General features: G+C 61.2%; 23 protein-coding genes and 1 pseudogene. 7 read left to right on the forward strand and 17 right to left on the reverse strand.

Annotated elements, in window-relative coordinates:
- Positions 1-109: 109 nt before the first annotated feature.
- Positions 110-1,009 (forward strand): LysR family transcriptional regulator, encoded by a 900-nt coding sequence (locus ACWHVV_RS12560; RefSeq protein WP_447926543.1) that lies wholly within the window; start codon positions 110-112, stop codon positions 1,007-1,009.
- Positions 1,010-1,022: 13 nt separating this feature from the next.
- On the opposite strand, the gene mmuM is transcribed toward ACWHVV_RS12560, so the two are convergent.
- From mmuM to ACWHVV_RS12580, 4 genes are all read right to left on the reverse strand, one after another.
- Entirely contained in the window at positions 1,023-1,979 is a 957-nt protein-coding gene (gene mmuM, locus ACWHVV_RS12565; RefSeq protein ID WP_447926544.1) for a homocysteine S-methyltransferase, read from the reverse strand.
- Positions 1,976-3,406, reverse strand: a complete 1,431-nt coding sequence (locus ACWHVV_RS12570) for an amino acid permease (protein WP_447926545.1) — start codon at positions 3,404-3,406, stop codon at positions 1,976-1,978. Before ACWHVV_RS12570 ends, mmuM begins: the two co-directional genes overlap by 4 nt.
- A 239-nt stretch (positions 3,407-3,645) precedes the next feature.
- Complete coding sequence (locus tag ACWHVV_RS12575; RefSeq protein WP_447926546.1) at positions 3,646-4,683, reverse strand: DUF2235 domain-containing protein; 1,038 nt, start codon at positions 4,681-4,683, stop codon at positions 3,646-3,648.
- Between the two features lie 52 nt (positions 4,684-4,735).
- A complete protein-coding gene (locus tag ACWHVV_RS12580) occupies positions 4,736-5,365 on the reverse strand; it encodes a LysE family translocator (RefSeq protein ID WP_447893863.1) in 630 nt (209 codons plus the stop codon).
- A 289-nt stretch (positions 5,366-5,654) separates the two neighbouring features.
- Here ACWHVV_RS12580 and ACWHVV_RS12585 point away from each other — a divergent pair, with 289 nt between their 5' ends.
- Complete coding sequence (locus ACWHVV_RS12585) at positions 5,655-6,590, forward strand: glycerophosphodiester phosphodiesterase (RefSeq protein ID WP_447926547.1); 936 nt, start codon at positions 5,655-5,657, stop codon at positions 6,588-6,590.
- A 16-nt stretch (positions 6,591-6,606) separates the two neighbouring features.
- Here ACWHVV_RS12585 and ACWHVV_RS12590 read toward each other — a convergent pair whose 3' ends face one another.
- The 4 genes from ACWHVV_RS12590 to ACWHVV_RS12605 are packed head-to-tail and all read right to left on the reverse strand — an operon-like array spanning position 6,607 to position 10,172.
- Positions 6,607-7,530: a LysR family transcriptional regulator gene (locus tag ACWHVV_RS12590; RefSeq protein WP_447926548.1), complete on the reverse strand. Its 924-nt coding sequence runs from the start codon at positions 7,528-7,530 to the stop codon at positions 6,607-6,609.
- Complete coding sequence (locus ACWHVV_RS12595) at positions 7,531-8,412, reverse strand: dihydrodipicolinate synthase family protein (RefSeq protein WP_447926549.1); 882 nt, start codon at positions 8,410-8,412, stop codon at positions 7,531-7,533.
- A gap of 34 nt (positions 8,413-8,446) precedes the next feature.
- Complete coding sequence (locus ACWHVV_RS12600) at positions 8,447-9,325, reverse strand: SMP-30/gluconolactonase/LRE family protein (protein WP_447926550.1); 879 nt, start codon at positions 9,323-9,325, stop codon at positions 8,447-8,449.
- The gene (locus ACWHVV_RS12605; protein ID WP_447926551.1) at positions 9,312-10,172 is read right to left on the reverse strand and encodes an SDR family NAD(P)-dependent oxidoreductase; all 861 of its coding nucleotides are present in this window, start codon (positions 10,170-10,172) and stop codon (positions 9,312-9,314) included. Before ACWHVV_RS12605 ends, ACWHVV_RS12600 begins: the two co-directional genes overlap by 14 nt.
- 166 nt (positions 10,173-10,338) lie before the next feature.
- Between ACWHVV_RS12605 and ACWHVV_RS12610 the strand changes: the two genes are divergently transcribed.
- The gene (locus tag ACWHVV_RS12610; protein ID WP_447926552.1) at positions 10,339-11,259 is read left to right on the forward strand and encodes a LysR substrate-binding domain-containing protein; all 921 of its coding nucleotides are present in this window, start codon (positions 10,339-10,341) and stop codon (positions 11,257-11,259) included.
- Here the strand turns inward: ACWHVV_RS12610 and ACWHVV_RS12615 are convergent.
- The 6 genes and pseudogenes from ACWHVV_RS12615 to ACWHVV_RS12640 all read right to left on the reverse strand — a co-directional run bounded on the left by ACWHVV_RS12615 (position 11,248) and on the right by ACWHVV_RS12640 (position 16,714).
- Entirely contained in the window at positions 11,248-12,069 is an 822-nt protein-coding gene (locus tag ACWHVV_RS12615) for a hypothetical protein (protein ID WP_447926553.1), read from the reverse strand. The two genes, ACWHVV_RS12610 and ACWHVV_RS12615, sit on opposite strands and share 12 nt — an antisense overlap.
- Positions 12,070-12,164: 95 nt before the next feature.
- A complete protein-coding gene (locus tag ACWHVV_RS12620; RefSeq protein ID WP_447926554.1) occupies positions 12,165-13,001 on the reverse strand; it encodes a hypothetical protein in 837 nt (278 codons plus the stop codon).
- Positions 13,002-13,060: 59 nt separating this feature from the next.
- Entirely contained in the window at positions 13,061-13,465 is a 405-nt protein-coding gene (locus ACWHVV_RS12625; protein WP_447926555.1) for a hypothetical protein, read from the reverse strand.
- Positions 13,466-13,536: 71 nt separating this feature from the next.
- Positions 13,537-14,580 carry an SDR family oxidoreductase gene (locus ACWHVV_RS12630; protein WP_447926556.1) on the reverse strand — a complete coding sequence of 348 codons (1,044 nt, stop codon included), beginning with the start codon at positions 14,578-14,580 and terminating at the stop codon, positions 13,537-13,539.
- A 165-nt stretch (positions 14,581-14,745) separates the two neighbouring features.
- Positions 14,746-16,346, reverse strand: a pseudogene (locus ACWHVV_RS12635) (PQQ-dependent sugar dehydrogenase).
- A 101-nt stretch (positions 16,347-16,447) separates the two neighbouring features.
- Positions 16,448-16,714, reverse strand: a complete 267-nt coding sequence (locus ACWHVV_RS12640) for a DksA/TraR family C4-type zinc finger protein (RefSeq protein WP_447893875.1) — start codon at positions 16,712-16,714, stop codon at positions 16,448-16,450.
- 342 nt (positions 16,715-17,056) lie between these two features.
- Between ACWHVV_RS12640 and ACWHVV_RS12645 the strand changes: the two genes are divergently transcribed.
- The gene (locus ACWHVV_RS12645; RefSeq protein WP_447926557.1) at positions 17,057-17,548 is read left to right on the forward strand and encodes a hypothetical protein; all 492 of its coding nucleotides are present in this window, start codon (positions 17,057-17,059) and stop codon (positions 17,546-17,548) included.
- A gap of 154 nt (positions 17,549-17,702) precedes the next feature.
- Positions 17,703-20,513, forward strand: coding sequence for an EAL domain-containing protein (locus tag ACWHVV_RS12650; protein ID WP_447926558.1), 2,811 nt, complete (start codon positions 17,703-17,705; stop codon positions 20,511-20,513).
- Positions 20,514-20,544: 31 nt separating this feature from the next.
- On the opposite strand, the gene nfsA is transcribed toward ACWHVV_RS12650, so the two are convergent.
- Positions 20,545-21,282: an oxygen-insensitive NADPH nitroreductase gene (gene nfsA / locus ACWHVV_RS12655; protein WP_447926559.1), complete on the reverse strand. Its 738-nt coding sequence runs from the start codon at positions 21,280-21,282 to the stop codon at positions 20,545-20,547.
- Between the two features lie 184 nt (positions 21,283-21,466).
- Between nfsA and ACWHVV_RS12660 the strand changes: the two genes are divergently transcribed.
- Complete coding sequence (locus tag ACWHVV_RS12660) at positions 21,467-22,255, forward strand: class I SAM-dependent methyltransferase (protein WP_447926560.1); 789 nt, start codon at positions 21,467-21,469, stop codon at positions 22,253-22,255.
- Positions 22,256-22,338: 83 nt separating this feature from the next.
- Here ACWHVV_RS12660 and ACWHVV_RS12665 read toward each other — a convergent pair whose 3' ends face one another.
- Positions 22,339-23,400 carry an NAD(P)-dependent alcohol dehydrogenase gene (locus ACWHVV_RS12665; RefSeq protein WP_447893879.1) on the reverse strand — a complete coding sequence of 354 codons (1,062 nt, stop codon included), beginning with the start codon at positions 23,398-23,400 and terminating at the stop codon, positions 22,339-22,341.
- A 173-nt stretch (positions 23,401-23,573) separates the two neighbouring features.
- Between ACWHVV_RS12665 and ACWHVV_RS12670 the strand changes: the two genes are divergently transcribed.
- Positions 23,574-24,467: an AraC family transcriptional regulator N-terminal domain-containing protein gene (locus tag ACWHVV_RS12670; protein ID WP_447529422.1), complete on the forward strand. Its 894-nt coding sequence runs from the start codon at positions 23,574-23,576 to the stop codon at positions 24,465-24,467.
- A gap of 33 nt (positions 24,468-24,500) precedes the next feature.
- Here ACWHVV_RS12670 and ACWHVV_RS12675 read toward each other — a convergent pair whose 3' ends face one another.
- The gene (locus tag ACWHVV_RS12675; RefSeq protein WP_106373480.1) at positions 24,501-24,926 is read right to left on the reverse strand and encodes a VOC family protein; all 426 of its coding nucleotides are present in this window, start codon (positions 24,924-24,926) and stop codon (positions 24,501-24,503) included.
- Positions 24,927-25,145 lie beyond the last annotated feature (219 nt).

The raw sequence follows: 25,145 nt of genomic DNA on the forward strand, positions 1-25,145 counted from the left end.
GAATGCCGAAAGAGAAAGTAGTGGCTTTACGCTAACCCGGGCACGCCGCGATAAAAATCGATAAGATATCGGTTACCTGTGAGTTTTAATCAACTATTTCGAGATTATCATGCACCAGAGCCTGCCGCCGTTAAGCGCGCTGCGCGCATTCGAAGCCACTGCGCGCCTTGGCAGCGTAACCGCCGCTGCTAACGAGCTCAGCGTGACCCACGGCGCGGTTAGCCGCCAGCTCAAAAGCCTGGACGAACACTTCGGCACGGCACTTTTTGGTAAGGCGGGCCGCGGCATTACGCTGACCCACCACGGCGAGACGCTGCAAAGCGGGCTGGGCGAGGCGTTTGGACGGTTGCGCGACAGTTGCGCTCTTCTCAAGCGTGAGATCGACGGCGCGCCCTTCACCCTGGCTTGCCCGGGCAGCCTGCTGGCACGCTGGCTGATCCCCCGGCTTGGCCGCCTGAAAAGCGCCTTGCCCGAACTCAACCTGCAGGTGGTGGTCAGCGAAACCGAGCAGCTCGTCCAACAGAGCACCAGCGCCACGCTTGGCTTTATCGAGCCGCCCTGGCCCGTGCAGGGTGAGGTGACCGAGCTAATGGTCGAGGAGATTTGCGCGGTGGCCACCCCGGAGATCGCCGCCCGCCTCGACCCCAACGCGCCCGCAACGCTTTATAACGCGCCGCTTCTCTACACCGCCTCGCGCCCCCAGGCCTGGCCCGCCTGGGCAAACGCCAAGGGGCTTGAAGAGGCGCGTTTAAGCGAGGCGATTACGAAAGGCCAGGGGTTCGATCACCTTTACTACCTGATGGAAGCCGCAGCCGCGGGGCTGGGCGTGGCCATTGCGCCCAAACTGCTGGTGGAGGACGACTTGAAAAGCGGACGGCTAGTAGCGCCCTGGGGCAGTGTGGAAACCCCTGCCCGGCTCTGTTTATGGCTACCGAGCCAAACGAGACCGCGGGCCGGTGATAGGCTGGCGGCCTGGTTCAAGCAGGCGCTGAACGAGCCAGCGCCTTGAAGCGTCAGTTGGCCTAAAGCGCGCGCCGCCACGCGGCCAGCGCCTGAATATCCGCCGGCGTAGTGCGGCAACACCCGCCAATGCCGGAAGCACCCGCGGCAAGCCACTGCTCGGCGCCCTGGGCAAGCCCGGAAGGCGCGCTGGTGTGATCGCAGGGCGCCGGGTGCCAGGTTTTGGTCACCGGGTCGTACACCTCGCCGGAGTTGGGGTAAACCAACACCGGCAAATCGCAGGCGCGCTTGATCGCCTCGATCAGCGATTCGATATGCGCAAGTGCTGTGCAGTTGACACCAATGGCCGACACCCCCGGGCAGCCCGCCAGCGCCGCCGCGCACGCCTCGATCGGCGTACCGTCGCTGATGTGTTCGCCATCCTTCGCCGAAAAGGTGATCCAGGCCTGAGCGCCGGGGTTTTCGGCCAACAAATCGGTGATCGCCAGCGCTTCCTCCAGAGACGGCAGCGTCTCCACGGCCAGCACATCGGCGCCTGCTTTTAGTAGAAGTTCAAACCGTTCGCGGTGAAAATCAACGAGCCCGGCCCGGTCCAGCTCATACCCGCCCCGGTACTCGCTGCCGTCGGCAAGATAGGCGCCGTAAGGCCCGACCGAGGCCGCCACCAGTGGTTGGGGCCGGTCGGTTTGGCCGGGCTGCCACACCGCATCGCGAGCTTCACGGGCCAGCGTGACCGAACGCTGGATCAACGCGCGCGCCTGCGCCTCGCTTAGCCCCGCCTGCATGAAACCGGGGATCGTTGCCTGGTAGCTTGCGGTAATCGCGCAGTCCGCCCCGGCTTCGAAATACGCCTGGTGCACCTGGCGAATCTTCTCCGGCGCCTGGCTTAAAAGGCGCGCCGACCACAGCGCGTCGTTGAGATCACAGCCAAGCGCTTCGAGCTCGGTGGCCAGCGCCCCGTCGATCACCATGAAAGGCGCATCCGCCAGCAGAGCCTTGATCGGGTTCGACTCGCTCATACGTTTTTCTCCTTGGTGGCGTTGGCTGTGTCTATCCTGGTTGGCGGCGCTGCACGGTGGCGCACGTAGTGCACCAGGTAACAAAGCGCGATGAACGGCACGCCGAAGTAGAGCGCGACGCGCTGCTGCGGATCAAAGGCGATACCGATGCACGCCGCCAGGCACGCCGCGAACGCGATCAGCGGCACCCAAGGGTAGAACGGCGTGCGGTAGACCAGGTCTTCAAGGCGGCCGCCTTCACGCAGGAACTGGCGGCGAAAGTTGAGCTGGCTGATGGCGATCGCCATCCACACCACCACCACGGCCAGCCCCGAAATCGACACCAGCACCAGGTAGACGGTTTCCGGCGCGTAAACGCTCGAGAACAGCGCGCCGAAGCCGCCGATCATGCTGAGCAGCAGCGCGTTCATGGGAATACCGCGCTTGTTGAGCCGGCCAAGCGCCGGGGGAAGCGTGCCTTGATCGGAAAGCGTCCAAAGCATGCGCGATGAGGCGTAAAGCCCGGAGTTGGCCGCCGAGAGCAGCGCGGTGATGATCACGAAGTTCATGATGTCCGCCGCCCCCGGCACGCCCAGGCGCTGAAACACCGCGACGAACGGGCTTTGGCTCAGCCCGGCCTGGCTTTGCGGCAAGAGCGCGGCAATCACGATGATGGTGCCCACGAAAAACAGAATGAGCCGCCAAAGCGTGGCGCGGATCGCCTTGGGCACGTTGCGCCCCGGGTCGACGGTTTCACCGGCGGCAATGCCGATGAGCTCGGTGCCGGAAAACGCAAACATCACCGCCAGCAAGGTGGTGCCGATAGCCAAGAGACTCGGTGACATGGCACCCTCCCCCCAGAAAGCCGAAAGCCCAGGGGATGCCACGCTAGCGCCGCTTGCATCCTGCAGCGGCACCCAGCCGATGATCGCGCCGGCGCCGACGATGACGAACACCACCACCGCGATCACCTTGATCAACGAAAGCCAGAACTCGGACTCGGCAAAAAAGCGCGAGGTAAAGGCGTTAACGCCAAACACGATCGCCGCGAATAGCCCGCTCCAGTACCAGCCGGGAATATCGGGAAACCAGCGCCCCATGAACACCGCCGCGGCGGTAAACTCCGAGCCCAGCGCCACCGTCCAGGTCAGCCAGTACATCCAGGCCACCATATAGCCAGTACCAGGGCCGATATAGCGGCTGGCGTGGGCGCTGAACGCGCCGGAGTCCGGCATATGCACGGCAAGCTCGCCCAGGCACATCATCACAAGCCAGGCAACGATCCCCCCCACCAGATACGCCAATACCGCGCCTGTAGGCCCGGCCTGCTGCACGGTATAGCCAGAGCTTAGAAAAAGCCCGGTACCGATGACGCCGCCCAGCGACAACATCACCAAATGGCGCGTTTGCATACTGCGCTTGAAGTGCGCGCCCTCTTGCTCACTCATGATCGATCCTGATATTTGCATAGCGGCCTCTGAAGGCCTGCGGTCCAACGGGTGTGGCGCGCTATATTAGTGCAAATTCAAGTGGTCAAAAAGGAATTAAAATCGAATCTTATATTCTTCGATAGCATACCAGGTACACTATTGGCCCGGCAGCAAGAGCGGCCAGCAGGTTGCTTTAAGTGATACCCGGCACGAACGGGCGAGCCCGGGTTGATCCGAGAAGGCCTACTAAAATACGCCTAGTGCTCTAGCACGACACCCTCCCAGCCGCGCTCTTCTACCAGCGCCTCGAGCCTGGGGGGCCGGTAGCTTTCGTCGCGCTCGAAACGGGCTTTGACACTAAAATGAATGGCCGTGGGCTTGCTTTCGTTGACCAGCGGACGGTCGAGCTTGCCCCTTAACCGGTACACGTGTTTACGCGATTCATTGAGCACTGCTTGACTGCCATCGGTTAGCTCCTCGAACAAATGAGGTTCGATGGCCAACCCCGCGGCCCGCGCTTCGTTTGCCATCCACTTAAGCGGCGTATCCGAGGCCTGCCGGCCGTTGTCATCCGGTGCTTTGCCGCCGCCTACGTCGCTATGCACGCCAGCAAACCACACCTGTTTCAAATCGATGCCTTCGCGGGCCTCCCAAAGCGTGGGCTCGAAGTCCTCGCGCTTTTCATCAACGGCAAGCGCATGGCGGGCGGTGGCGATATTGCTACCCATCTTGGTGTCGTAAAATTCGTGGTCGTGATTGAAGAGCCCACCCAACAGGCTCAGCGGTATACCGAGTGCGCCTACGGTGTCCCACACGCCAATGAAGTGAACCCGCCGCGAGGGGTGGCAATAGGCCTCGCGAAATGCCTTGGCGGCTTCCCCACCGGGCCAGTTTTCGTCAGCGTCGTCCCGGTACATCTCCCAGGCCTGGGTGATCCGGTCCGCCTCTGAGCGCTTCAGAATGCCGCAATTATTGATCAGCCCGCTCAAGGCACGCACGTTATAGGCGCCGCGGCTAAAGCCGAACAGGTAGATATCGTCGCCCGGGGCGTAATTTTGAACGATGTAGCGGTAGCCATCGATGATGTTCTTTTCGATCCCGGCGCCGGTCAGCGCGCCGGTCAGCCGGTTATCGTGGGAGCCCACGCCCCAGCCGTAGGAGACGTGCTGGCGCGCCTCGCCGCTAAACGGCGAAATGGCTCGCGCCAGCTTCAATACGTTGGTCGGATGATCCTCTTGCAGGTCTTCTTCGGGCTGATTCCAGGTGCCGTCGGCACAGATGACGAGATTGGCCAAAGTGTCACTCCTTGACGCCCGGGCGAGTGAGCATCACCAGCGTTAACGCTGCCTACTGGTTCGAGGCGATCAGCGTGCCGCCGGCGGCCATGAACAGGCCGCCGGTCGCCCGGTTGAACCGCTTGTAGCGGCGCGGGCTTTGAAACCAGCGGCTAATGCTGGAGCCAAGACCCGCATAGGTCGACATAAGCGTGAAATCGATTGCAAGCCAGGTCAACGCAAGAATAATGAACTGAATGAACTGGGGTTGGCTCACATCGATGAAGTTGGGAAACAGCGCGGCAAAAAAGAGCAGATCCTTGGGATTGCTAATGCCCACGGTAAAGCCCCGACGAAAGAGCGTTTTCACCGACATCCCCGGGCGCCCCTCGGGCGTTGGATTTTCGAGCGCCAGGCCCGAGGCGTCCCGCCAGGCGGCAATGCCCAGGTAGATCAGATACGCCCCGCCTACGAGCTTCAGGATATAAAAGGCGTGTTCCGACGCCGCCAGAACCGCGCCCAAACCAAGCGAAGAAACCATCATCAACACCAGGGAGGCAGATACTCCGCCCAACACCGTCGCGGTGGTCTGCTTTCGGCCGAATTTAAGCCCGTGGCTGGTGCATAAAAGTGCGACCGGGCCGGGAAAGATGATCAGGGCAAAAATAACGCCTACATAGGTCAACCAGGTCAGCGCGTCCACGCACGGCTCCTTGTAATCGGTTTGGGTGCGGCTTTTCAAGCCAAAGTGAATAACCTCTCATTCAACCACACCCCAAACCGGGTGTGGACTTAAACAAGCAAAAACTGATCTTTATTAATAAGACGCTACAGGCCGATTCCAACCCTTCGCCTCACCGACCTAAAAAAGCGCAAGTGCTGATCGAGTGCCTGGCCGATGGGCGTGATGCGGGCCACGCTGAGCCGTGGTTTGGAAAGCCCCTTAAAACCCTGTAGGGTCATTGATCGTATATTCAATAAAAGGATTGATCATGCAACGTCTTGCGATCGTTTCCCTGCCTTTGGGTCTTTTAGCAGGTGCTCTGGTTTCCCCAAGCGTGCTGGCCGACACCACGCCGCTGGAGCAACAGCTAAAGGATCTGCAGTCGTTTCAGGTCATTGCCCACCGCGGCGCCAGCGGCCATGCGCCGGAAAGTAGCATGGCCGCACTGGAACTGGCCCAAGAATGGGCCGCGGATTACCTGGAACTCGATATCCAGATGACCGCTGATGGCGAGCTGGTCGCTTTTCACGATGACACCCTCGAGCGTACCAGCGACGGCGAGGGTCATATTAACGACCATACCCTGGCCGAGCTGAAAGAGCTGGATACCGGCGCCTGGTTCAACGAGGAAAACCCGGCGCTTGCCGATGAAGCCTTCGAAGGCGCGCAGATTCTCACGCTGGAAGAAGTACTCAACCGCTTCGGCGAGGATGCCCGGTTTTATCTGGAAACCAAGTCGCCGGAACTCAACCCGGGCGTAGAAGAGGGCCTGGTGCGCCGCCTGGAAGCGTACGACATGATCAACACCGGGCGCGTGCTGATCCAATCCTTCGATCAGGAAAGTCTTCTGAAAATTCACGACCTGAACGCGGATATTCCGCTGATTCAGCTCGTGTGGTACTCCCCGGACGATGAAAACGACGGCCAACTGAGCGAGTGGACCGGCGTCACCCCGGCCCCTCAGGACACCACCGACGAGGATTTTCAAGCGGTGGCCGAGTACGCGGTCGGTTTGGGCACCAACTATATTTATGACGGCGAAGAGGTGATCGACGAGGAGTACGTTCGCCGCGCCCAGGACAACGACCTGGCAGTGCATATCTACACGGTCAACGAGTTTGATGACATGCAGCACCTGCTCGACTGGGGCGTCGATGGCCTGTTCACCAACTACCCGGATCGGCTGATCGAACTGACCGAGTGATGCTTGAGAAGTGCGGCTATCGGCCGCTCAGCCTTTCCTGATGGCGGCTGACCAGCTCGGTCAGAAAATCCGCTACGGCGCGAACCCGCCCGGTTTGGCCAAGATCGCTCTGGCTGACCAGATAGATGGGCTGGGTCACGCCGATGTCGCTTGCCACGCATTCGAGCCCCGCGCTTGACGCCACGATGTGTGGCAGCACGGCATGGCCCAACCCCGCTTTGGCCGCCGCCACCTGGGTAGCGACAGAGGTGGTGGTTAGCGCCGGCGCGCGTCCTTCCAATATACGTGCACACCACTGGGCTGCTGGCAGGTGGGCGTACTCTTCGCTCCAGGTAATAAAAGCGTTCTCGCTGATATCGGTACGCCGCTGCCCAGCGACCTCGGCGCTGGCGTAAACCCCGTAGCCAAGCGTGCCCAATCGGCGCAGCGTTACGTTACCCCGGGTCGGCCTGACCATGCGAAGCGCCAGGTCGGCATCCCGCCGATGCAGATTGAGCGCGGCAATATCGGTGACGAGTTCGAGATGAATGCCCGGGTATTGCCGGTAGAATTCGGGTAGCGCAGGCAGAACCAGCTCGGTGGCGAGATTCTCCGCCGTGGCCAAACGCACCGTTCCCGTAAGCCGCGCAGGGTGGGCCGCGCCGGTAGTGAAAGCGGCGGCCGCCGCCTCCATCGCTTCGGCACTCTGTAAAAGCCCCAATCCCTCTTCGGTGAGCCGATAGCCCGACTGAAGCCGGATAAACAGCGCCACGTCGAGCGCATGCTCCAAGCGTTCGATGCGTCGTGAAAGCGTGGCAAGGCCCAGATGAAGCTCCACCGCCGCCCCGCTTAGCGTGCCGTGGCGCGCCACGGCCAAAAACGCCCGGGTGTCGTCCCACACCCAACTGCGCGGCAGGGTCTTTTCGACAGAGCGGCCTGGCCCGTTCTTTTGCCCCGTCATCTATAGCGCCTCGACCACCTGGGCGAGGTTTTCCCGGTGAGGGCCTTCGAGGGTTTTGAGCGGCAGCGGCAAACACGGCGCATTGACCCGCCCCATTAGCTCCGCCGCGGTCGCGATGACCCTAAGGCTTCCGTGTTCGCGAAAGAGCGCCCAAAGCGGCTCGAGCTCGCTGGACAGCCGCTGAGCTTTTTCAGCATTGCCTGCCTGGGCGGCGCGAGTGATGGCCAGCGCTTTTTCCGGCAACAACCCGCCGAGCACCGAATACCAACCGTCGCAGCCGGCAGTCAGGGCGGTGGCTGCGACGAAGTCGCCACTAATGCCAAGAGTGACATCGTCTGGAATCAAAGCGCGCAGCCGTGTGATGCGCGCACTAACCGCGTCGATATCGCCTGCCACTGGCGGTATCTTGATCGACTTCACTTGGGAGAGTTCGGCAATACGCCCATGCAGCTCGTCGCTGAAGGTGAAGTGCGTGGTACCCGGGTTGTCGTAGACGCAGAGCGGCACGTCCAGCGTTTCACCCACTGCTTTGTAGTGCTCGAATACCTCCGCCTCGGTAAGCGTTTGATAGGATACCGGCGCCAGCAGCACACCGCTCGCCCCGGCCTTCTGAGCGTCTTCCGCCAGTTCGATCACCTCGCGGGTGCGCAGCGCCCCAATGCCAATGAGGGCCGGCACATCGGCGGCGTTTTCCACCGCCAGCCGTGTAACGCGCTCGCGCTGCTCGCGGGATAGATACATGTAGCTGCCGGTCGAGCCCAGCACGCCGATAGAGTCCACCCGGGCAGCGGCCAGGCGCTGGATCAGGGCGACGAATTCATCTTCGCGAATCCCCTGCTCGTCCATGGGCGTTAACGGAAAGGCACTGAGACCGGTGAACATGGGGATCTCCTTCAATATGAAACGAATGGGCGGGCTAATGTGCCTTGAAACGATAACGCGGTACGCCGGCCACGGGCAGGCGTACCGCGAATAGATCGCCCGACTCGGGGTAGCGTTCGAGCGCCTCCGCGCTCATGCCAAACCGGGCGGAGGTCACGAAAAGCGTCTTCATGTCGTCGCCCCCGAAGCAGCAGCTGGTGGGCCGGGGCACGGACGCCGGTAATCTATCGGTCAGTTCACCATAAGCGTCATAGCGCAGCAAGCAGGCGCCGTTAAACTGGCACACCCAGATGCCGCCTTCCACATCCATGGCGAGCCCGTCGGGTCGCCCAAGATGAGCTGGGGTCTCCGCGAAGGTAGCGATATTGCTCAGGGCGCCGGTGCTCGGCGAGTAGTCCGCCTGCAGAATGCGACGCGCCACGGAGTCCACGAAGTAAAGGCTCCCCGCCCGGTTCCACGCCAGGCCGTTGGGCAGGCCCATGCCCTCATGAATACGCGTGGCCGTTAATCGATCATCGAAGCCGTAGAGCCGCCCGCTTCCACTTGCGTGGTCTTGATCCATCAAACCGCTCACGAAGCGCCCCTGGGGGTCGCAGGCGCCGTCGTTGAAGCGGTGATTCGGGGCCGTGCTTACCGCCTCCGAGGTTCGGGTAACGTGCCGAGTCTGACGGTCGAGCAGCGCGACCCGCGAGCCTTCGGCGAATATCAGATCACCGGTTTCGGTGAGCGCCAGCGCGCCGATGGGCTGGCTTGACGTGTAGCGCGTCTGAAGCCCGCCGCCTGGCTCAAAAGCGTGTAGGCGCCCGCCAGTAATATCGACGAAATAGAGCGTGCCGGTGCGCTCATCCCAGACCGGGCTTTCGCCAAGCTCGGCCCCCACCTCTGCCCATCGGCTCAGGTTACCGATATGCATGGGCGCGCTCCTTGATCGCGTTCCACCGCTCGGCCACCTCGTCGATGCTGGCCGCACGCACGCGGTTCAAATCCCGCGGGTAGTCGACGCCGACGTTCTCCTCGAACCGGGTGGCGCTGAACTGGCCGTTGCTGGCGCGCAGAATATAGCCGCTGTCCCGGCACGACTCGCTTGCCAGATACAACACCCCCGGCGTCACCCATTCGGGCTTGAGATCCGACGGTGTACCGGTTTCGCCCCACATGCGCGTTCTGGCCACCGGCGAGACGGCGTTCACCAAAATGGCGTGCTCCGCGCCCTCGAAAGCCAACGCATTTATAAGGCCGACCTGGGCCATCTTGCCCGCCGCGTAGGCGGTCAAGCCCTTCTGGCCGTAGCCCAAGTACATGGCGCGGTCAGACGTGGTCAGCACGATGCGCGGCGCCGAGGACATCTTGAGATAAGGCCAGGCGTGTTTGGCAAGCCAGGTCGGCGCCCAAACGTTGATGGCCAGCGAGCGCTCGAGAAACGCCGCCCCGGCGTGCTCAATTGCCTGGTAGCCGACCCAGCCGGCGTTGTGGATGATGATATCCAGCCCACCGAACGTGGCCTGGGTGCGCTCGATGAGCGCCCGACACTCGGCTTCCTCCTCCAGCGCCCCATGGTGGGCGATGACGCGATGCCCTTCCTGCTCGAGCGCCGCCGCTGCCTTTTCGACCACATTGGCGTCGCTGCCGTCGCCGTCCCGGCCAGCCCCGCTATCGCTGATCACGACGTTCGCCCCGGCGCGGGCGAGCTCTCGGGCGTAGGCCCAGCCGAGCCCCCGGCCGCCGCCGGTAATGATGGCTGTCTTGCCTTGAAATGACATGCTTCGTCTCCTCGATCTGGCGTGTGTGAACACCATCAAGGTACGCTTTGAATCATTTTTATCTAATATTAATCGCAAGCGCATGTGATACGTACACGATATTACCGATGGCGCTAACGATCATTTAAAGTATCAGGATCGCGGCCCCTACTGACGAGACCCTTCAATGATCGAGACCCGCCTGCTCAAGCAGTTCATCGTCGTGGCGGAAGAACTCCATTTCCACCGGGCCGCCGCGCGGCTGCACATGGCTCAGCCGCCCTTGAGCCAAGCCATTGCGAGGCTCGAAGAGCGCCTGGGCTTTGCGCTTTTTCTCCGTAGCCGGCGAAGCGTGACCCTGACCCCGGCCGGCCGCGCCTTACTGGAGGCCGCTTACGCCACCCTCGAGCAGTTGGACGTCGGCATCGACCGCGCGCGCCGCGTGGCCAATGGCGTGGCAGGTCGGCTGACCATCGCCACGCTGTCGCTGGCAGGCTATACCCCGGTCCTCAAGACGCTTCGCGCGTTTCGAAGCGCACTGCCCGAGGTCGAGCTCGACCTTCGCGAGATGCCCTCGGCCCGCCAGCTCGAAGCGCTGTTGGCCGGCGAGGTCGACGTGGCGCTGATGCGCGAACTGCCGCTGCCGCCGGTGATCGACTCCCGCCCGGTGCTGGAAGAAGCGATCATACTGGCGCTGCCCGCCGACCACCCCGAGGCGAGTAGCGGCGAGCCGGTGTCTCTTGCGGCGTTTGCCGAGTGCGATTTCGTATTCACCCCACGGGCGCTGGGGCTGGGCTATCACCACAGGCTGATGGCGCTATGCCAGGCGGCAGGGTTCACGCCCGCCATCAAGCAGGAGGCGGCCCAGCTTCATACTCTGCTGGGGCTGGTAGCAAGCGGGCTGGGCGTTGCGCTGGTGCCCGCCTCGCTGGCGCGATCAATACGTTTGGACGGGGTCGTGTTTTGCGCGCTGGCGCCGCTTTCGGGCGGGCCCGATTCGACTCTGGCGCTCAACGTGAATTGGCATCGTGAGAACACTTCGCCACTGGTCGAGGATTTCATCGGCCGGCTCGCGTTTCAGGCCGGTGAAAAGGTTCTACCCCTTTAGCCGCTCCTCGTGGGTTTTGACGTAATCGGGGTTGATCAGCTTGCGAAGCCTCAAACACAGGAAATAGACCAGCGACCCGGCGGCGAAGGCGATGGCAATGGGCACGAAGATGGCCAACAACCCGGTAAATAACCCGAGCCCGTAAGCATCGGCGAGCGGAACCGAGTAACGGATCATCAGCACCAGGCTCAACAGTATCGAAGGCCCGATGATCAACGCGTGGGCCAGGAAGTAGCGATAGAAATAGTGTCGGCCGTATCGGGTATAGACGCCGTCGATGTCGACCTTGATCTCATCCCCCTCCTCGCTCGCAAGCTTGAGCAGTATGGCCTCGCGCTTGTTTCTCAACGCCAGTGGCGCCCCATCGGGCGTCTCAAAAGATAGCTCGACCACGTGCGCCTCGAAGGGCTTCCCGACGAAGAACATGAAAATGACTTCCGTATCCAGTGGCCGAATGAACTCGAAGTCGCCGATGCTATGGAAATACAGAGTGGTCCTGCCGTTATAGGTGGCATAGCTGACCGCCTGCTGCTCCATTACGCCCTTGATCATCCTCACCTGAGTCGCCGTTTTGAGCCTTCGCTTGGTGCCTTCGCGGATCATCCCTCGCGCGACATACCCCAGAAGCCCTGTCGTTGCCGCCGCAATCAAAAAGCCCACGATCTGAAAGCGGATCAAAAGCCCCAGCGTAAGCACTAAAAGCGCGATGCCCATCAGCCCGAAAACCGCGCCGACCAGTGCGGTGACGTGAAGCCCCATTCGCTTGTAAAGCGCCACCTGCCTTACGTGAAACCGCTCGTATGCCGTCATGTCACGCTGTCCGAGAACGCATGCCTCGTGGCTTGCGGTATCGACCAGGGGTTTCTGTTTTTTCATGGTCTCTGTTGCCTATTTCTTCGACGAGCCTAGCCCTTGAGCATCTCTTCCAGCGTCAGGCCCTGAAAATCGGGGTCGAGTTTCTTTCTGAGCTTTTTGTAGAGGTACTCGAACAATTCGTACATCAGCCCCCCGGCGACGATCGATGCCACGAGAATTCCCATCAACGCCCAGAAAGTGAAGATTTCGTACTTGAAGATGAGGTAAAAGCCAAGCCCGAGGCACAGGAGCATGGGCGGGCCACTTAGAAGGTTGAAGCGCCAGGCATCGCGTTTGAACATCTTTCGCCCGTACTTCTCGAAGGCGCCGTTCAAGTCGATTTGGTCGTTGAGGTTGAACAGCAGCGCCTCCTCAATCCCCTCATACCGCTTGCTCAGGTTCAGCGGTGGATACATCCGCAAAAAAAGCGCATGTACATCGATGACCCGGCCATGGCATTTTTCGAGAAGGTAGTACGACCCCGGCGGGCCGTGCAGCAGGGCATTGCCGATGTAGTACTCGTTTACGTAGCTAACCCCGCCGGTGTTGCTGGGCACGCGCTTTTTACGAATGGTCAGGATACCCCGGATGATGGAGACGCGCGGGTCGAAGCGCACCCGGCGTTTATAGCCCAGCCAGAACATCCAGACACCGGCCATCATCGGCCCAAGCGTCAGAAACGCGATGAGCGAAAATCCGATCCAATCGAGCGTTAGCGACCCCATGCTGAAAGCGATCGGAAGCCCCGCCCCCATGCAAAACGTGATGACGCCGCTGCCCATCAAAAACCAGAAGAGGTAGCGATGCCCGGCCACGACTTTTTTCGCATAGGCGTATTCGTGGTCGGTCATCAAGCGCTCGTCGATGATCGCGCCGTGATACGTCATTGAAAGCCCCTCACCGGACACTGGATTGGATCAATCGAAGCTTGAAGGTGAAAGCGGGATCAGTTTTTGAAGGGGCGGTGCTTTTCATACAGAAATTCGACGGAGTGCTCGAAGAGCTCCTGAATATGCGTTTTGGCGGTATCGGGCGTCACGAGATAGAAGTGTCGGATCAGCGCCTGGCGGCCCAGCAGATTGAAAACGCCTTTTTTAGCGACGATGGAAAGATCGAGAATGCCCTTGTCCGCCTCGACGGGAATGAAATGATAGTGCGCGTGCTGGCCTTTGAGATCACCCAGCAGGAACTCCAAACCGCCCCCTTCGCCCAGCTCCTCGAACATTTCGGCTTCGCGCTGATAGGGGTACTCATCGATGATGTCGCTCGCTGTCTCGAAGCGGTCGGTAGTAATCCGGCGATGAACGAACTCGCGATCATCGGTGTGGTGGGAATAAACAATCTGGACCATCGAGCAGCCTGCGGGTGGATATAATTAAGCGGCTCATTATATACCATCATCCCCCGCAGGCCGAGCCAGTATCAGGGCTGACCACTGCCCCCTGCCGCGCCATACACGTGCCCGGTGGTGAAGCTCGATTCCTGGGAGGCGAGCAGCACGTACACCCCGGCAAGCTCCGCTGGCTGGCCGGGGCGGCCGAAGGGCGTGTCTTCGCCGAAGTTCTGCACGGCGTCGTCCGGCTGGCCGCCGCTGGGCTGTAGCGGTGTCCAGAACGGGCCCGGTGCTACGGCGTTGACGCGAATACCCTGCTCGGCGACCTGTTTGGCCAGGCCTTTGGTGAAGGCAATGATCGCCGCCTTGGTCATGGAGTAGTCGAGCAGTACCTTGGGCGGGTCGTAGGCCACCACCGAGGAGGTGTTGATGATCGCCGCCCCCGCTTCCAGATGCTCCATCGCCGCCTGGGTGATCCAGTACATGGCGTAGAGGTTCGTCTTCATGGTGGCATCGAAGTCGTCGTGGGAAATATCGGTGATCGACGGCTTCCACTGCTGACGCGCGGCGTTGTTGACCAGAATATCCAGCCCGCCCAGGCGCTCCACCGCGGTCTCGACCAGCTCCCGGCAGAATGCCTCGCTTTGAATGTCGCCGGGAATCGCCACCGCCGTGCGCCCTTCCGCCTCGATCAGCTCGATCACTTCGCGCGCGTCGGACTCCTCCGCTTCGAGATAGTTGATCGCCACGTCGGCGCCTTCCCGAGCGTAGGCAATGGCGGCGGCGCGGCCGATACCGGAGTCACCGCCGGTAATCAGCGCCCGGCGCCCTTCCAGGCGGCCGCTGCCCCGGTAGCTCTCTTCGCCGTGGTCCGGGCGCGGTTCCATTTCGCTTGCCAGGCCCGGCCACTCCTGTGGCTGTTCGGGAAACGGCGGTGCCGGGTACTGGCTGGTGGGGTCCTGCATTTTGAGCGCTTCGCTTGCGCCTTCGCCCCCGTTGGACCCCGCGCGAGACTGACTTGAAGCAGTCGATGACTGACCAAAGGCGGGCGTGGCCATGGCCGCGGCGACCCCGGTGGCCAGGCCGCCAACCACTTTACGCCGTGTCGGGTCGAACGTGTTGATAGGCTTCATCGTAACCTCCTTGTCCAAAGTCATTGCGGCCCGATTGCGTAACTCGAGCGCGGTCCCGTTCGTACAGGTACTCTATTGACTTTAGTCTTGATCGAGGAAATCACAAACTCACCCGCTTTGGATGTGCCGCGCGGCGAGAGCGGTGTGACCCCAGCGGCCTCGGCGTCAAGGTGCGGCGGGCGTTACGCGAACAAGGCGCCCCTGGGGGCTATCGGTGAGTAGATAAATCGCGCCGTCCGGGTCGGTACGGACATCGCGGATGCGCTCGTCGAGCTCGCCAAACAGGCCTTCGACATCGTCGGCTTCGCTGGCATCATCGGAGAGCGTAACGCGGCGCACTTGTTGGTCCACCAGCGCGCCGACCAGCAAGTCGCCCTGCCACTCGGGGAACAGTTCGCCGTCGTAGCGAGTCATGCCCGACGGGGCAATCGAAGGCGTCCACTCGAGAAGCGGTGACTCGGTGCCGGGATACTCGGTAAACGGCGTGACCCGGGCGCCGGTGTAGTCGAGCCCCGTGGTGGCGATCGGCCAGCCGTAGTTGGCGCAGGGGCGATGATGTTGATCTCGTCACCGCCGCGCGGCCCGTGTTCGTGGGTGATGATGCGGTTATCGCGGTCGACCACCAGGCCCTGAACGTTACGATGCCCGAAACTGTAGATCTCCGGGCGGACGCTTTTATCATTCACGAACGGGTTGTCCGCCGGGACGCTGCCGTCGCGATTCAAACGTACGATCGTGCCGATATGATTGGCGTTGTTTTGCGCCTGCTCGCGGTAGTCGAACCCATCGCCCAGGGTCAAAATGAGCGTGTCATCGGCAAGCCAGGCCAGGCGCCCGCCAAAGTGGGCAGCGCCGCGTTTGGCGGGGCTTACGCGAAAAATCTCCTCCACCGGCTCCAGCGTTTCACCTTCCAGGCGGGCGCGGGCAAGGCAGGTGTGGTTGGCCTCCTCCTCGCCACAGGCGTAGCTTAGAAAAAGCGTTCGATCCTGGCCAAAGCGGGGCGAAAGCAGTACGTCGAAAAGCCCGGATTGGCCGGCGGCGTATACCGCCGGGACATTCTCAATAGCGGACAGGTGTTCCCCCTCCGGGGTTAAAAGCCGCAGACGACCGGGGCGTTCGGTCACCAGCATGTAGCCATCGGGTAAAAAGGCCAGCGACCAGGGATGCTCCAGGCCTTCGGTGAGGGTCTCCAACTGGTAGGCCGGTGTGGCGCTTTGGGCCAGCGCCGGCGGCGGCGTAGTCAGCAAAGGGCTTGCAGCGGTTAAAAGGATCGCTGCCGTTTTAGCCACTTGTGCTGCGTGGCGGTGGTAATGGCCGCGCCCCCTTAATAGCGCCAGTACCAGCCCGGCAAACCCCGCACTCGAGAGCATGGCGACGAAACCAAGCGTTGTGCGGGTCGCGGCTATGAGGGTGGGCATCGGCGCAAAATAGTTCACCAAATGGAAGGTGATGAACAGCGCCGCGATCGCTAGCAACGGGCAAAGCAGCAGCCGGTAGCGGCCGGCCCACAGCAGCCGGGAGGTAAAAAGTGCCACGCTTTGGGAGACGATGAACCCGACGGAGAACAACAGCGCATACACCGGCGAGAAGGTCACCAGGTCCCAAAGTGTCGTCATCCCGCGCCGGAAAGCGGATATGTCGACGCCCATGTGCCCAAGCGCCGCTAGATTGATTTGAGTTTGGATAACGCTGCCCAACACAATACCCGCCAGCAGCGCGATGGCGAAATGGATGAGAATACGGGACCAGGTAGGTCTTTTGCGCATGGTAAGGGCCTTTCAGGGCGTGGCGGGCGCCACGCGAGAGATGGTCTTTTACACTAGCGCAATCGTCGAAGGTTTTTAATACGCCGGGTCAACGCAGCGGGCTAACGTAACTGGCTATCCTTACTGCCGCGGCGGTTGTAGCCGCTGGCACTGGTGGCCTTTTTATCCTCGGCGGCTTGGCAGGCGATGCAAAGTTTGACGCCGGGCAGGGCCTTGCGCCGCGGCTCGGGGATCACCGCGTCGCACTCCTCGCAGTGCGTGTTGCTCTCGCCGCTCGGCAGCTGACTTCGCGCCCGCTCGACACCATCTTCCAGCGTGCTCTCGATTTGCTCTTGCTCGGCGCCATCTTTTGCCCATCCACCGGCCATGGTGACTCTCCTTTGTCATGGTCGCCGCACCCAAGGCGCGGCGGTATCGATTCTTTTTTAGTGTAGCGCCCGCCAGCGATCTGCGCTTTAAACTCATGCAAGCGGATGGGGCGGCGCCCGCTCGCGGTTCACGCCCATAAAGGGGTACGCCCTATCGCAAGTCGGCATTAGCTTAATACACATTCGTCTATTTTCGTCATACGTAAAAGCCTATAAGCTTAATAATCAATCGTTAATAAAAAGTGTTTTGGAGGGCACCATGTCCAACGTTGCTGACGCGCGAATGCGTGGATGTATGCCGCCCAAGGGGGCATCCCAAAGGTTTGCCGAGCGATGCATGAAATGCGCTTTCAACCGATTTATGGCGTGATCACGCCTTTCTTGAAAAACGGGGTGACGTTCGCCGCGGGCATCGCGCTGTTTTTGGCGCTTTGGCTATGTTTAAGCGATGTCCACGCTCAAACCCGGGCATCCGAAGATATACTGCTGGTGACGCATCCCGGGGTGAGCACTTCCAGCCTAAGCCGCGATGGCGTTCGCGCCCTTTTTTCCCTGCGCCAGCAAACCTGGCCGGATGGGCGCGTGGTTCAGGTGTTCGTGCTGCCTAACCGCCACCCGGCGCACACGCGCTTCGCTAAAGAGTGGCTGGATGTTTATCCGCATCAGCTCCAGCTTGCCTGGGATCGGGTCGCGTTTTCAGGTATGGGAGCAGCGCCCCACCGCGTGCGCGATTTACCCGAAATGCGTGAAAAACTGGCCACGACGCCGGGCGCACTTGGCTATCTCGAACGACGCTGTGTGGATGACACGGTTCACGTTATTTCCATCGATTAACACCGCCTTCCAGGCGCGCACGGCAAGCCAACACGGGATACGCTCTTGTGACATTTTTCACGACGCCTAGGCGTTGGTTACCGGGAAACGACAATTCATGCAGCCTACGGTACCTCGGCGAGCGCCCCGCTGGTTAAGTTTGACATGGCGGGTAGTGGCTCTTAGCAGCCTTTTGCTGCTGGCATTGATGGCGCTTTTTGTATGGCTTGGGCAACACTACTTGACCCGCCAGTTGGAATCCGCACGCCAGGAGCAGCACGAGCGCCAGCAGCGCGAGATACACCTGGCCATGCAGCGCTCGAGCAATAGCCTGCGTCAGCTAACGGGGCTGGCGGCGGCCGCACCCGAGCTTGGCGCGGCGCTCGAAAGCGGCAGCGAAAGCCAGCTGCGCGCGCTGTTGAGCGCCCAATGGCCAACGCTGCAGCTTGAAGGCGGCGTGGACAATGTTTTCGTCTTCGATCGATTGGGGGACCAGGTACTTCACTTCGGCGTGGGAGACGAAGCGCCGATCTTCCCTGCTCGGCGCTGGATCAATGACGTCCTTACCATGGAAGCGCCGCTGACCCGGCTTCGCTGCGCGCTGACGTGCCAGCAATTTGCGGCGGTGCCGGTACTGCTGGAGGGGCAAAGCAGCGGCGTGGTGATCTTTTCCCGGGATTTGGCCGACGTAATGCGCGAAGTCAAAGCGGTATCGGGCAGCGACCTCGCACTAATGGTTACCGGCGGCGCGGAGACCCAAAACGCAGCGCCGGCGCGTAACATTCCCGAATGGGAGGGCCGCGTTATCGCCATGACCCATTTGGAGCAGGCCCTGCCCGTCATCGAAAGCGTTGCGAAAAAAGTCCCTATCTACCGGCTGGTGAATGCCCCCTACAGCGTCGAGCACGATAACCGTCACCTGGAAGTCAGCGCGGTCTATATGCAGGACGACGGTGACTGGCGCAGTACAGGCTACTTTTTACTGGTCGCCGACACGTCACTACAGATAGCCTCCATTCGAACCGCGACCCAAACCCTGCTGCTGGTCGGCGTTATCGGTTGGGTACTGGCGGAGCTTTTACTGCTGATCATCTTGCTCGGACCGATGGGCAGGCTTCGCCACGTGGCGCATTTGCTCCCTTCGCTGGCCCGCGGCGAGTTCGAAAACGTGCAGGGCATGCTGTTACCCGCCCCCGCGCGCTGGCGCAACGAGATCGACGTGTTGGAAGAGGCAACGCGAGCGCTGGCGCTGCAGCTACAGGCGTTGGAAAACGATGTAAAAGAGCGCAGCGACGAGCTCTGCGTACGTGTGGACGAACTCGCCTGCGAACGCGATTTCGTCAATAGCCTGCTCAATACCGCTCAAGTCTTCATTGTCGGCCAGGACCGCCAGGGCTATATCCGTCTGGCCAACAGTTTTACCCACGAGGCCCTGGGCTGCCAGGAAGGGGCACTGATCGGCCGGCATTTCAACGCGGTGTTCAATCAGCCCGAGCCGATGCCGGCCCCGGTTTTGGAGCGCGCTCATCCAAGCCCGGCGGGCAGCGATGAGCGGCCGGGGCCTGAAGAGAGCACGTTTGAAGCGCTCGACAAGCGTCGTACTACCGTTGCCTGGTATCACGCGCCGCTTCAGCACGCCGCCGACGGGGCCCTGGCGTTTATTACCGTGGGGTTGGATATTACCCAGCGCAAGGCCGCCGAGGCGCGCCTGGTGTGGCTTGCCGAACGCGATACCACGACCGAGCTTCACAACCGGCGTTACTTTTACGAGGCCCTTGTAAAAGCGCTCGAGGAGCACGCCGAGGTCGCCGTTTTACTGCTCGACCTGAACCGCTTCAAGGAGATCAACGAGCTCAGCGGCCACCACGTCGGTGACCGGCTGCTCAGGAAAGTCGCCTTTACGCTCAGCGCCAACCTGGGTCAGCGCAGTACCATTGCGCGCCTGGGCGGCGACGAGTTTGCGCTGCTGATGAGCGATATTTCGAGCGAACAGGCGATCCGTGTGGCCGAGTATGTCATCCAGCTCATCAACGCCATCGACTTCAACGCCGCCGGGCGCAAGCACCATATTGGCGCAAGCGTGGGGATTGCGCTCTCCCCCTTGCACGGCAGTACGCCGGCGGATCTTTTAGCCAGCGCCGATATCGCCATGTACAAAGCCAAGGAGCGCGGCGACCCCCACTGGTACGTACTCTCGACCGCGGACGACGCCCGGGGCGAACTTCAAGAGCGGGTGTACTGGGTCGAGCGGCTTCGCCAGGCCCTGGACAACGACGCGTTCGATATCTGGGTGCAGCCCATCGTGTGCCTGGCGGATCATTCCGTTAAGCACTATGAAGCGCTTCTGCGGATGCGCGGCGCCAATAATAGCCTCGTGCTGCCCGCGCACTTCATCCCTATCGCCGAGCAAAGCGGGCTGATCACTCAGTTGGACCGGTGGGTGATTCATCACAGCCTGAAAGCGCTTGGCACGCTTCAAGCCCACGGCATTTCGCTGGCGCTCAACCTCTCCGGCCAGTCGCTTCACGACCAGGAGCTGAGCCAGTACTTGACCGAGGAGCTTCACACCCACCGGGTCGACCCCTGCCGCCTGATATTGGAAGTCACCGAAACCGCCGCGATCACCGATTTTTCGGCCGCTCACAACGTGCTTCAAAAGCTTCGCGAACTGGGCTGTAAAACGGCGCTGGACGACTTCGGCGTCGGTTTTAGCAGCTTCCACTACCTGGGGCAGCTACCGGTGGACTACATCAAGATCGACGGCTCTTTCATCCGCAACCTGCTGACCAACCCGGACAGCCAAACCATCGTCAAAGCCATTGCCGATATCGCCAAAGGCTTTGGCAAGCAGACCATTGCGGAATTCGTCGACCAGCCGGCACTGCTTCCACTTTTGCAGGCCCACGGCATCCACTACGCCCAGGGCTTTCACCTGGGCAAGCCGATACCGCTGGCCACCCTATTGAATGACTTGTCGCCAACCTGAGCGCCGGCCATGGCGGGCCGACGCCAGGGCGTTACTTCATTTCGAAACCGCGCTCGATGAGAAATTCGCGCATATGGGCGCGCAGCTTGGTATCGAACAGCGGCGTCAGATTGTGCGACCAGTCGGTGTCCTTGTTGGCACTGCTACGCGCCTGGTAGTACGCCTTCATGGTCTCATCGAACGCCTCGACCTGGTCGCGGTCTTCGCTGTAGTAGTCTTCCTTGAGCACCGCTTCGACGGGCAGGCGCGGCTTCACCTCGGGGATCTGATCCGGCTCGGGATAACCGATGCACATGCCAAACACCGGGTAGACGTGCTCGGGCAGGCGTAAAAGCTCGCTGACCGCGGCGGGATTATTGCGCAAGCCACCGATATAGCAGATGCCCAGGCCTTCCGACTCCGCAGCGACGGCCACGTTTTGTGCGACCAGCGCGGCATCCACGGTGGAGACCAGTAGCTGTTCGGTCATGCCACGGACGACCTTCGCCCCGGTGCGCTCGGCGGCTTCGGTGGGCCGTTTCATATCGGCACAGAAGACCAAAAACGTCGACGCCTGGTGAATATAAGGCTGCCCACCGGCAAGCTCTGCGAGCTTTTCGCGGTTTTCCGGCGCCTTGACGTGAATGATGCTGTACGCCTGCACGTGGCTGGAGGTCGCCGCGCCCTGGCCCGCTTCGATCAGCTCGACCAAAAGCTCCCGGGAGATCGACTGATCGCGAAACTTGCGAATCGAGCGGTGAGACGTCATTAACTTGATCGTGTCGTTCATACTTCCTCGATGCGGATACGAATTCGAAAATCGGCCTTCTACAGTAGAAATCCCATCCTACAGTGAGGCCATAACGTAGCAAAAATAGAGCAAGGCAGCGTTAATTGCTTGCTCATCACGCCGCCGGTAGCGGACTATACTGTGCTTGGAACACACTTTCTCTTTTTACGCTCGGAAGCCCACCATGTCCGATACCTTTGAAGATCAACATCAGCAAGGCCCGGGCCAGCGCTGGAACGCCCAGGATTACGCCGAGCACGCAAGCTTCGTGCCGGCGCTTGGCAACGACGTGCTGGATCTTCTGGCCGCCAGGCCTGGCGAGCGTATTCTCGACCTTGGCTGCGGCGACGGCGCCTTGACCGAGCGTATCAGCCAGCTGGGTGCCGACGTCGTCGGCGTGGACGCCGCCGAAGAAATGGTCGAAGCCGCCCGTCAGCGCGGTCTCGATGCCAGGCACATCGACGGCTACCAGCTCCCCTTCGATCAAGAGTTCGATGCGGTGTTCAGCAACGCCGTTCTGCACTGGATGCTCGACCCGCAAACGGTGTTGGCTTGCATCAAGCGCGCGCTGAAACCTGGCGGACGCTTCGTGGCCGAGTTTGGCGGTCACGGTAACATCGCCGCGATTTGCACCGCGCTGATCGCAGCGCTCCAGTTTCGTGGCATCAGCGCTCGGGGCCGCCATCCCTGGTATTTCCCTACTGCCCAGGAGTATACCCACCTGCTCGAAACCGTCGGCTTCAAGGTCGATAGCATCGAACTGGTAGCCCGCCCAACGCCGCTGCCCACCGGCATGACCGGCTGGCTCGACACCTTTGCCGGGCCCTTTCTGCACGGCCTCGATGAGAACATGAAGAACACCGTGGTGGATAACACCCTGAACCTTCTTTCTCATAGCTTGAGCGACGGCCAGGGCCACTGGAGCGCCGACTATGTGCGCCTGCGCGTCGTCGCCCACCTGCCTGAGGTTTAAAAAGCGTTTTGCAAAACGCTACGTAAAAAACCGCCCAAACGAGGTGGGCGGTGGATATCAGCTACGTGTCAACGCGGTAGCAATCAGGCTTTATCGCCTTTCAAGGTGGCCATGTCGATCACGAAACGGTAGCGCACGTCACCTTTTTCCATACGCTCGAAGCCTTCGTTGATCGCGTTGATGTCGAGCATCTCGATATCGCAGGTGATGCCCTGGTCGGCACACAGCTTCAAGAACTCTTCGGTTTCGGCGATGCCACCGATCAAAGAGCCGGCCACGACACGGCGCTTGAACACCAGGTTGAACGCTTCGATAGCGGGCTCGATCGGCTCCAGCAGACCCACGATGATGTGCGTACCGTCATACTTGAGCGAGGTCAGGTAAGGGTTCAGGTCGTGCTGGACCGGCACGGTATCGAGCATGAAGTCGAAAGTTTCCGCCACCGCGTCCATCTGCTCTTGATCGCTTGAAACCACGACGTGGTCGGCACCATTGCGCTTGGCTTCTTCTATCTTGGCGCTCGAGCGGGTAAAGAGCGTGACTTCGGCGCCCAGCGCTTTAGCCAGTTTCACACCCATGTGGCCCAAACCGCCCATGCCGATGACACCGACCTTGTGCCCTTTACCTACGCCGTGGTGCTTGAGCGGCGAGTAGGTGGTGATACCGGCGCACAAAAGCGGCGCGGCGGAGGCAAGATCGATGCCGTCGGGCATTTGCAGTACGAAGTGTTCGCTCACCACGATGGAATCGGAGTAGCCACCCTGGGTGACGGTACCGTCCTGGCGGTCTTCGCTACCATAGGTCATGGTGAAGCCTTCCAGGCAGTACTGCTCGACGCCATCCTTACAGGCGCTGCAGCTGCGGCAAGAATCGACCATGCAGCCCACACCGACCAGGTCGCCTTGTTTGAAGCGGCTGACCTTGTCGCCCACCGCCGTCACGCGGCCCACGATTTCGTGGCCGGGCACGACCGGATACTGGCTCATACCCCAATCGTTACGGGCGAAGTGCAGGTCGCTGTGGCAAACGCCACAGTAGAGAATTTCGATGGCGACGTCGTCCGGGCGCGGTTCGCGGCGCTCAAAACTAAACGGGGCCAGCGGCTTATCGGCGGCAAAAGCGGCATAGGAGTGTGCCTGGGTCATAAACGCTCCGAGTGGTCGAATGAAAGTACCTTCATTATTGACCCTATTGGGCCATCTTGCGATGAAGGAAGCTCCACCGTTTTTGCCTTTTTCTCCAAAACCCTGCAATCAAGTAACAAAAAACCGTGCAAAAATGGCACAATCCTCGTTAAACGGCCTTTTGGAACCCGATCATGGTGACCTCTTCTGCCCCATCGAGCCCGCTTGCTCGGCTCATCGAGCCGCTGGTACGCCACGAAGGCTTCAATGCCTCGCTGCTCGACCAGGTCTCGCTGCTCTATCTGCCGCGCCGCCAAGCGCGCACGCCGCTCATGTACGAACCCAGCCTGATCATCATTGCCCAGGGGCGAAAAACCGGCTACCTGGGTGACCGGGAAATCCACTACGACCCGGGCCAGTACTTGGTGCAAACCCTACCGCTGCCCTTCGAGTGCGAAACCGACGCCAGCCCCCAGGCGCCGCTGCTGGGCATTTCGATCAAGCTCGACCCAGCGCTACTGGGGGAGCTCGTCACCGCCATGGGCGGCTGTGCGCCGCAAAACGCCGCCCCGCGCCCCATGGCATCCGTCGCCATGAACGCCGCCATGCAAGGCGCGGTGGCGCGGTTGATCGACACCCTGCACGAAAGCGAAGCGTGCAGCGCCATGGGCGCGGCGCGCATTCGCGACGTCGTCTACGAGGCGCTCAAGGGCGAACAGGGCCCGGCGCTGCGCGCGCTGGTTCAGGGGCACGGCCACTACGCGCGTATCGTGCAGGTACTGGCCAGGTTGCACGACCACTTTGCCGAGGAAGTCAGCGTCGAGGCGCTGGCCCGCCAGGTAAACATGAGTAGCTCCGCGTTTCACCTGCACTTCAAGCAGATAACCCGGGCATCCCCGGTGCAGTACATAAAGCGCCTGCGCCTGCTCAAGGCGCAGCAGCTTCTCACCCAGCAAAGCCATAACGTGAACCAGACGGCGCTGGCGGTGGGCTACCGCAGCGCCGCCCAGTTCAGCCGCGACTACAAGCGCTATTTTGGTCACCCACCTCTACAGCACCGCCAACGCGAAAAGGCGCCGGGGGTTTAACCCCCGACGCCCAGTGCTACATCGAATAGCGACTTATTTGGCGAATATCTGGCTCTTGTCCTTGAACGCCTTGAACTCGAGGGCGTTACCGCAGGGGTCGAGCAAGAACATCGTCGCCTGCTCGCCGACCTGGCCTTTGAAGCGTACGTAGGGTTCGATCACGAACTCGATGCCCTGCGCTTTCAGCCGCTCGGCCAGCGCCTCCCATTCGTCCCACTCCAAAAGCACGCCGAAGTGCGGCACCGGCACGTCGTGGCCGTCGACCGGGTTGGTGTGCGCGCTCTCCTGGCCCGGCGTTTTGGGATGGCCGTGAATCACTAGCTGGTGGCCAAAGAAGTTGAAGTCCACCCAGTTCTCGCTGGAGCGGCCCTCCTCCAGGCCGAACACGTCGTTATAAAACGCACGCGCCAGCGCCACATCGTAGACGGGAATGGCAAGGTGAAACGGGGAAAGACTCATGGCAAACTCCTTGAATATTACGCCACTACTTGGCGAGGGTCGTTTGGCTAACGTGCCGCTTTGAAGCCATGCTAGGCGGCTTTTTACGAAAACAAAATCATATTTTTGGGCCCGATTCGAAAAACACTCTATTCGAAGGCTTTTGACAGGAAGAATAAATGGCCCAGACGCGGAAGCGCCTGGTATCCAGACGCGCTGATTATCGACCAATGCCTAACG

This window comes from Vreelandella sp. EE27 (assembly GCF_968206495.1).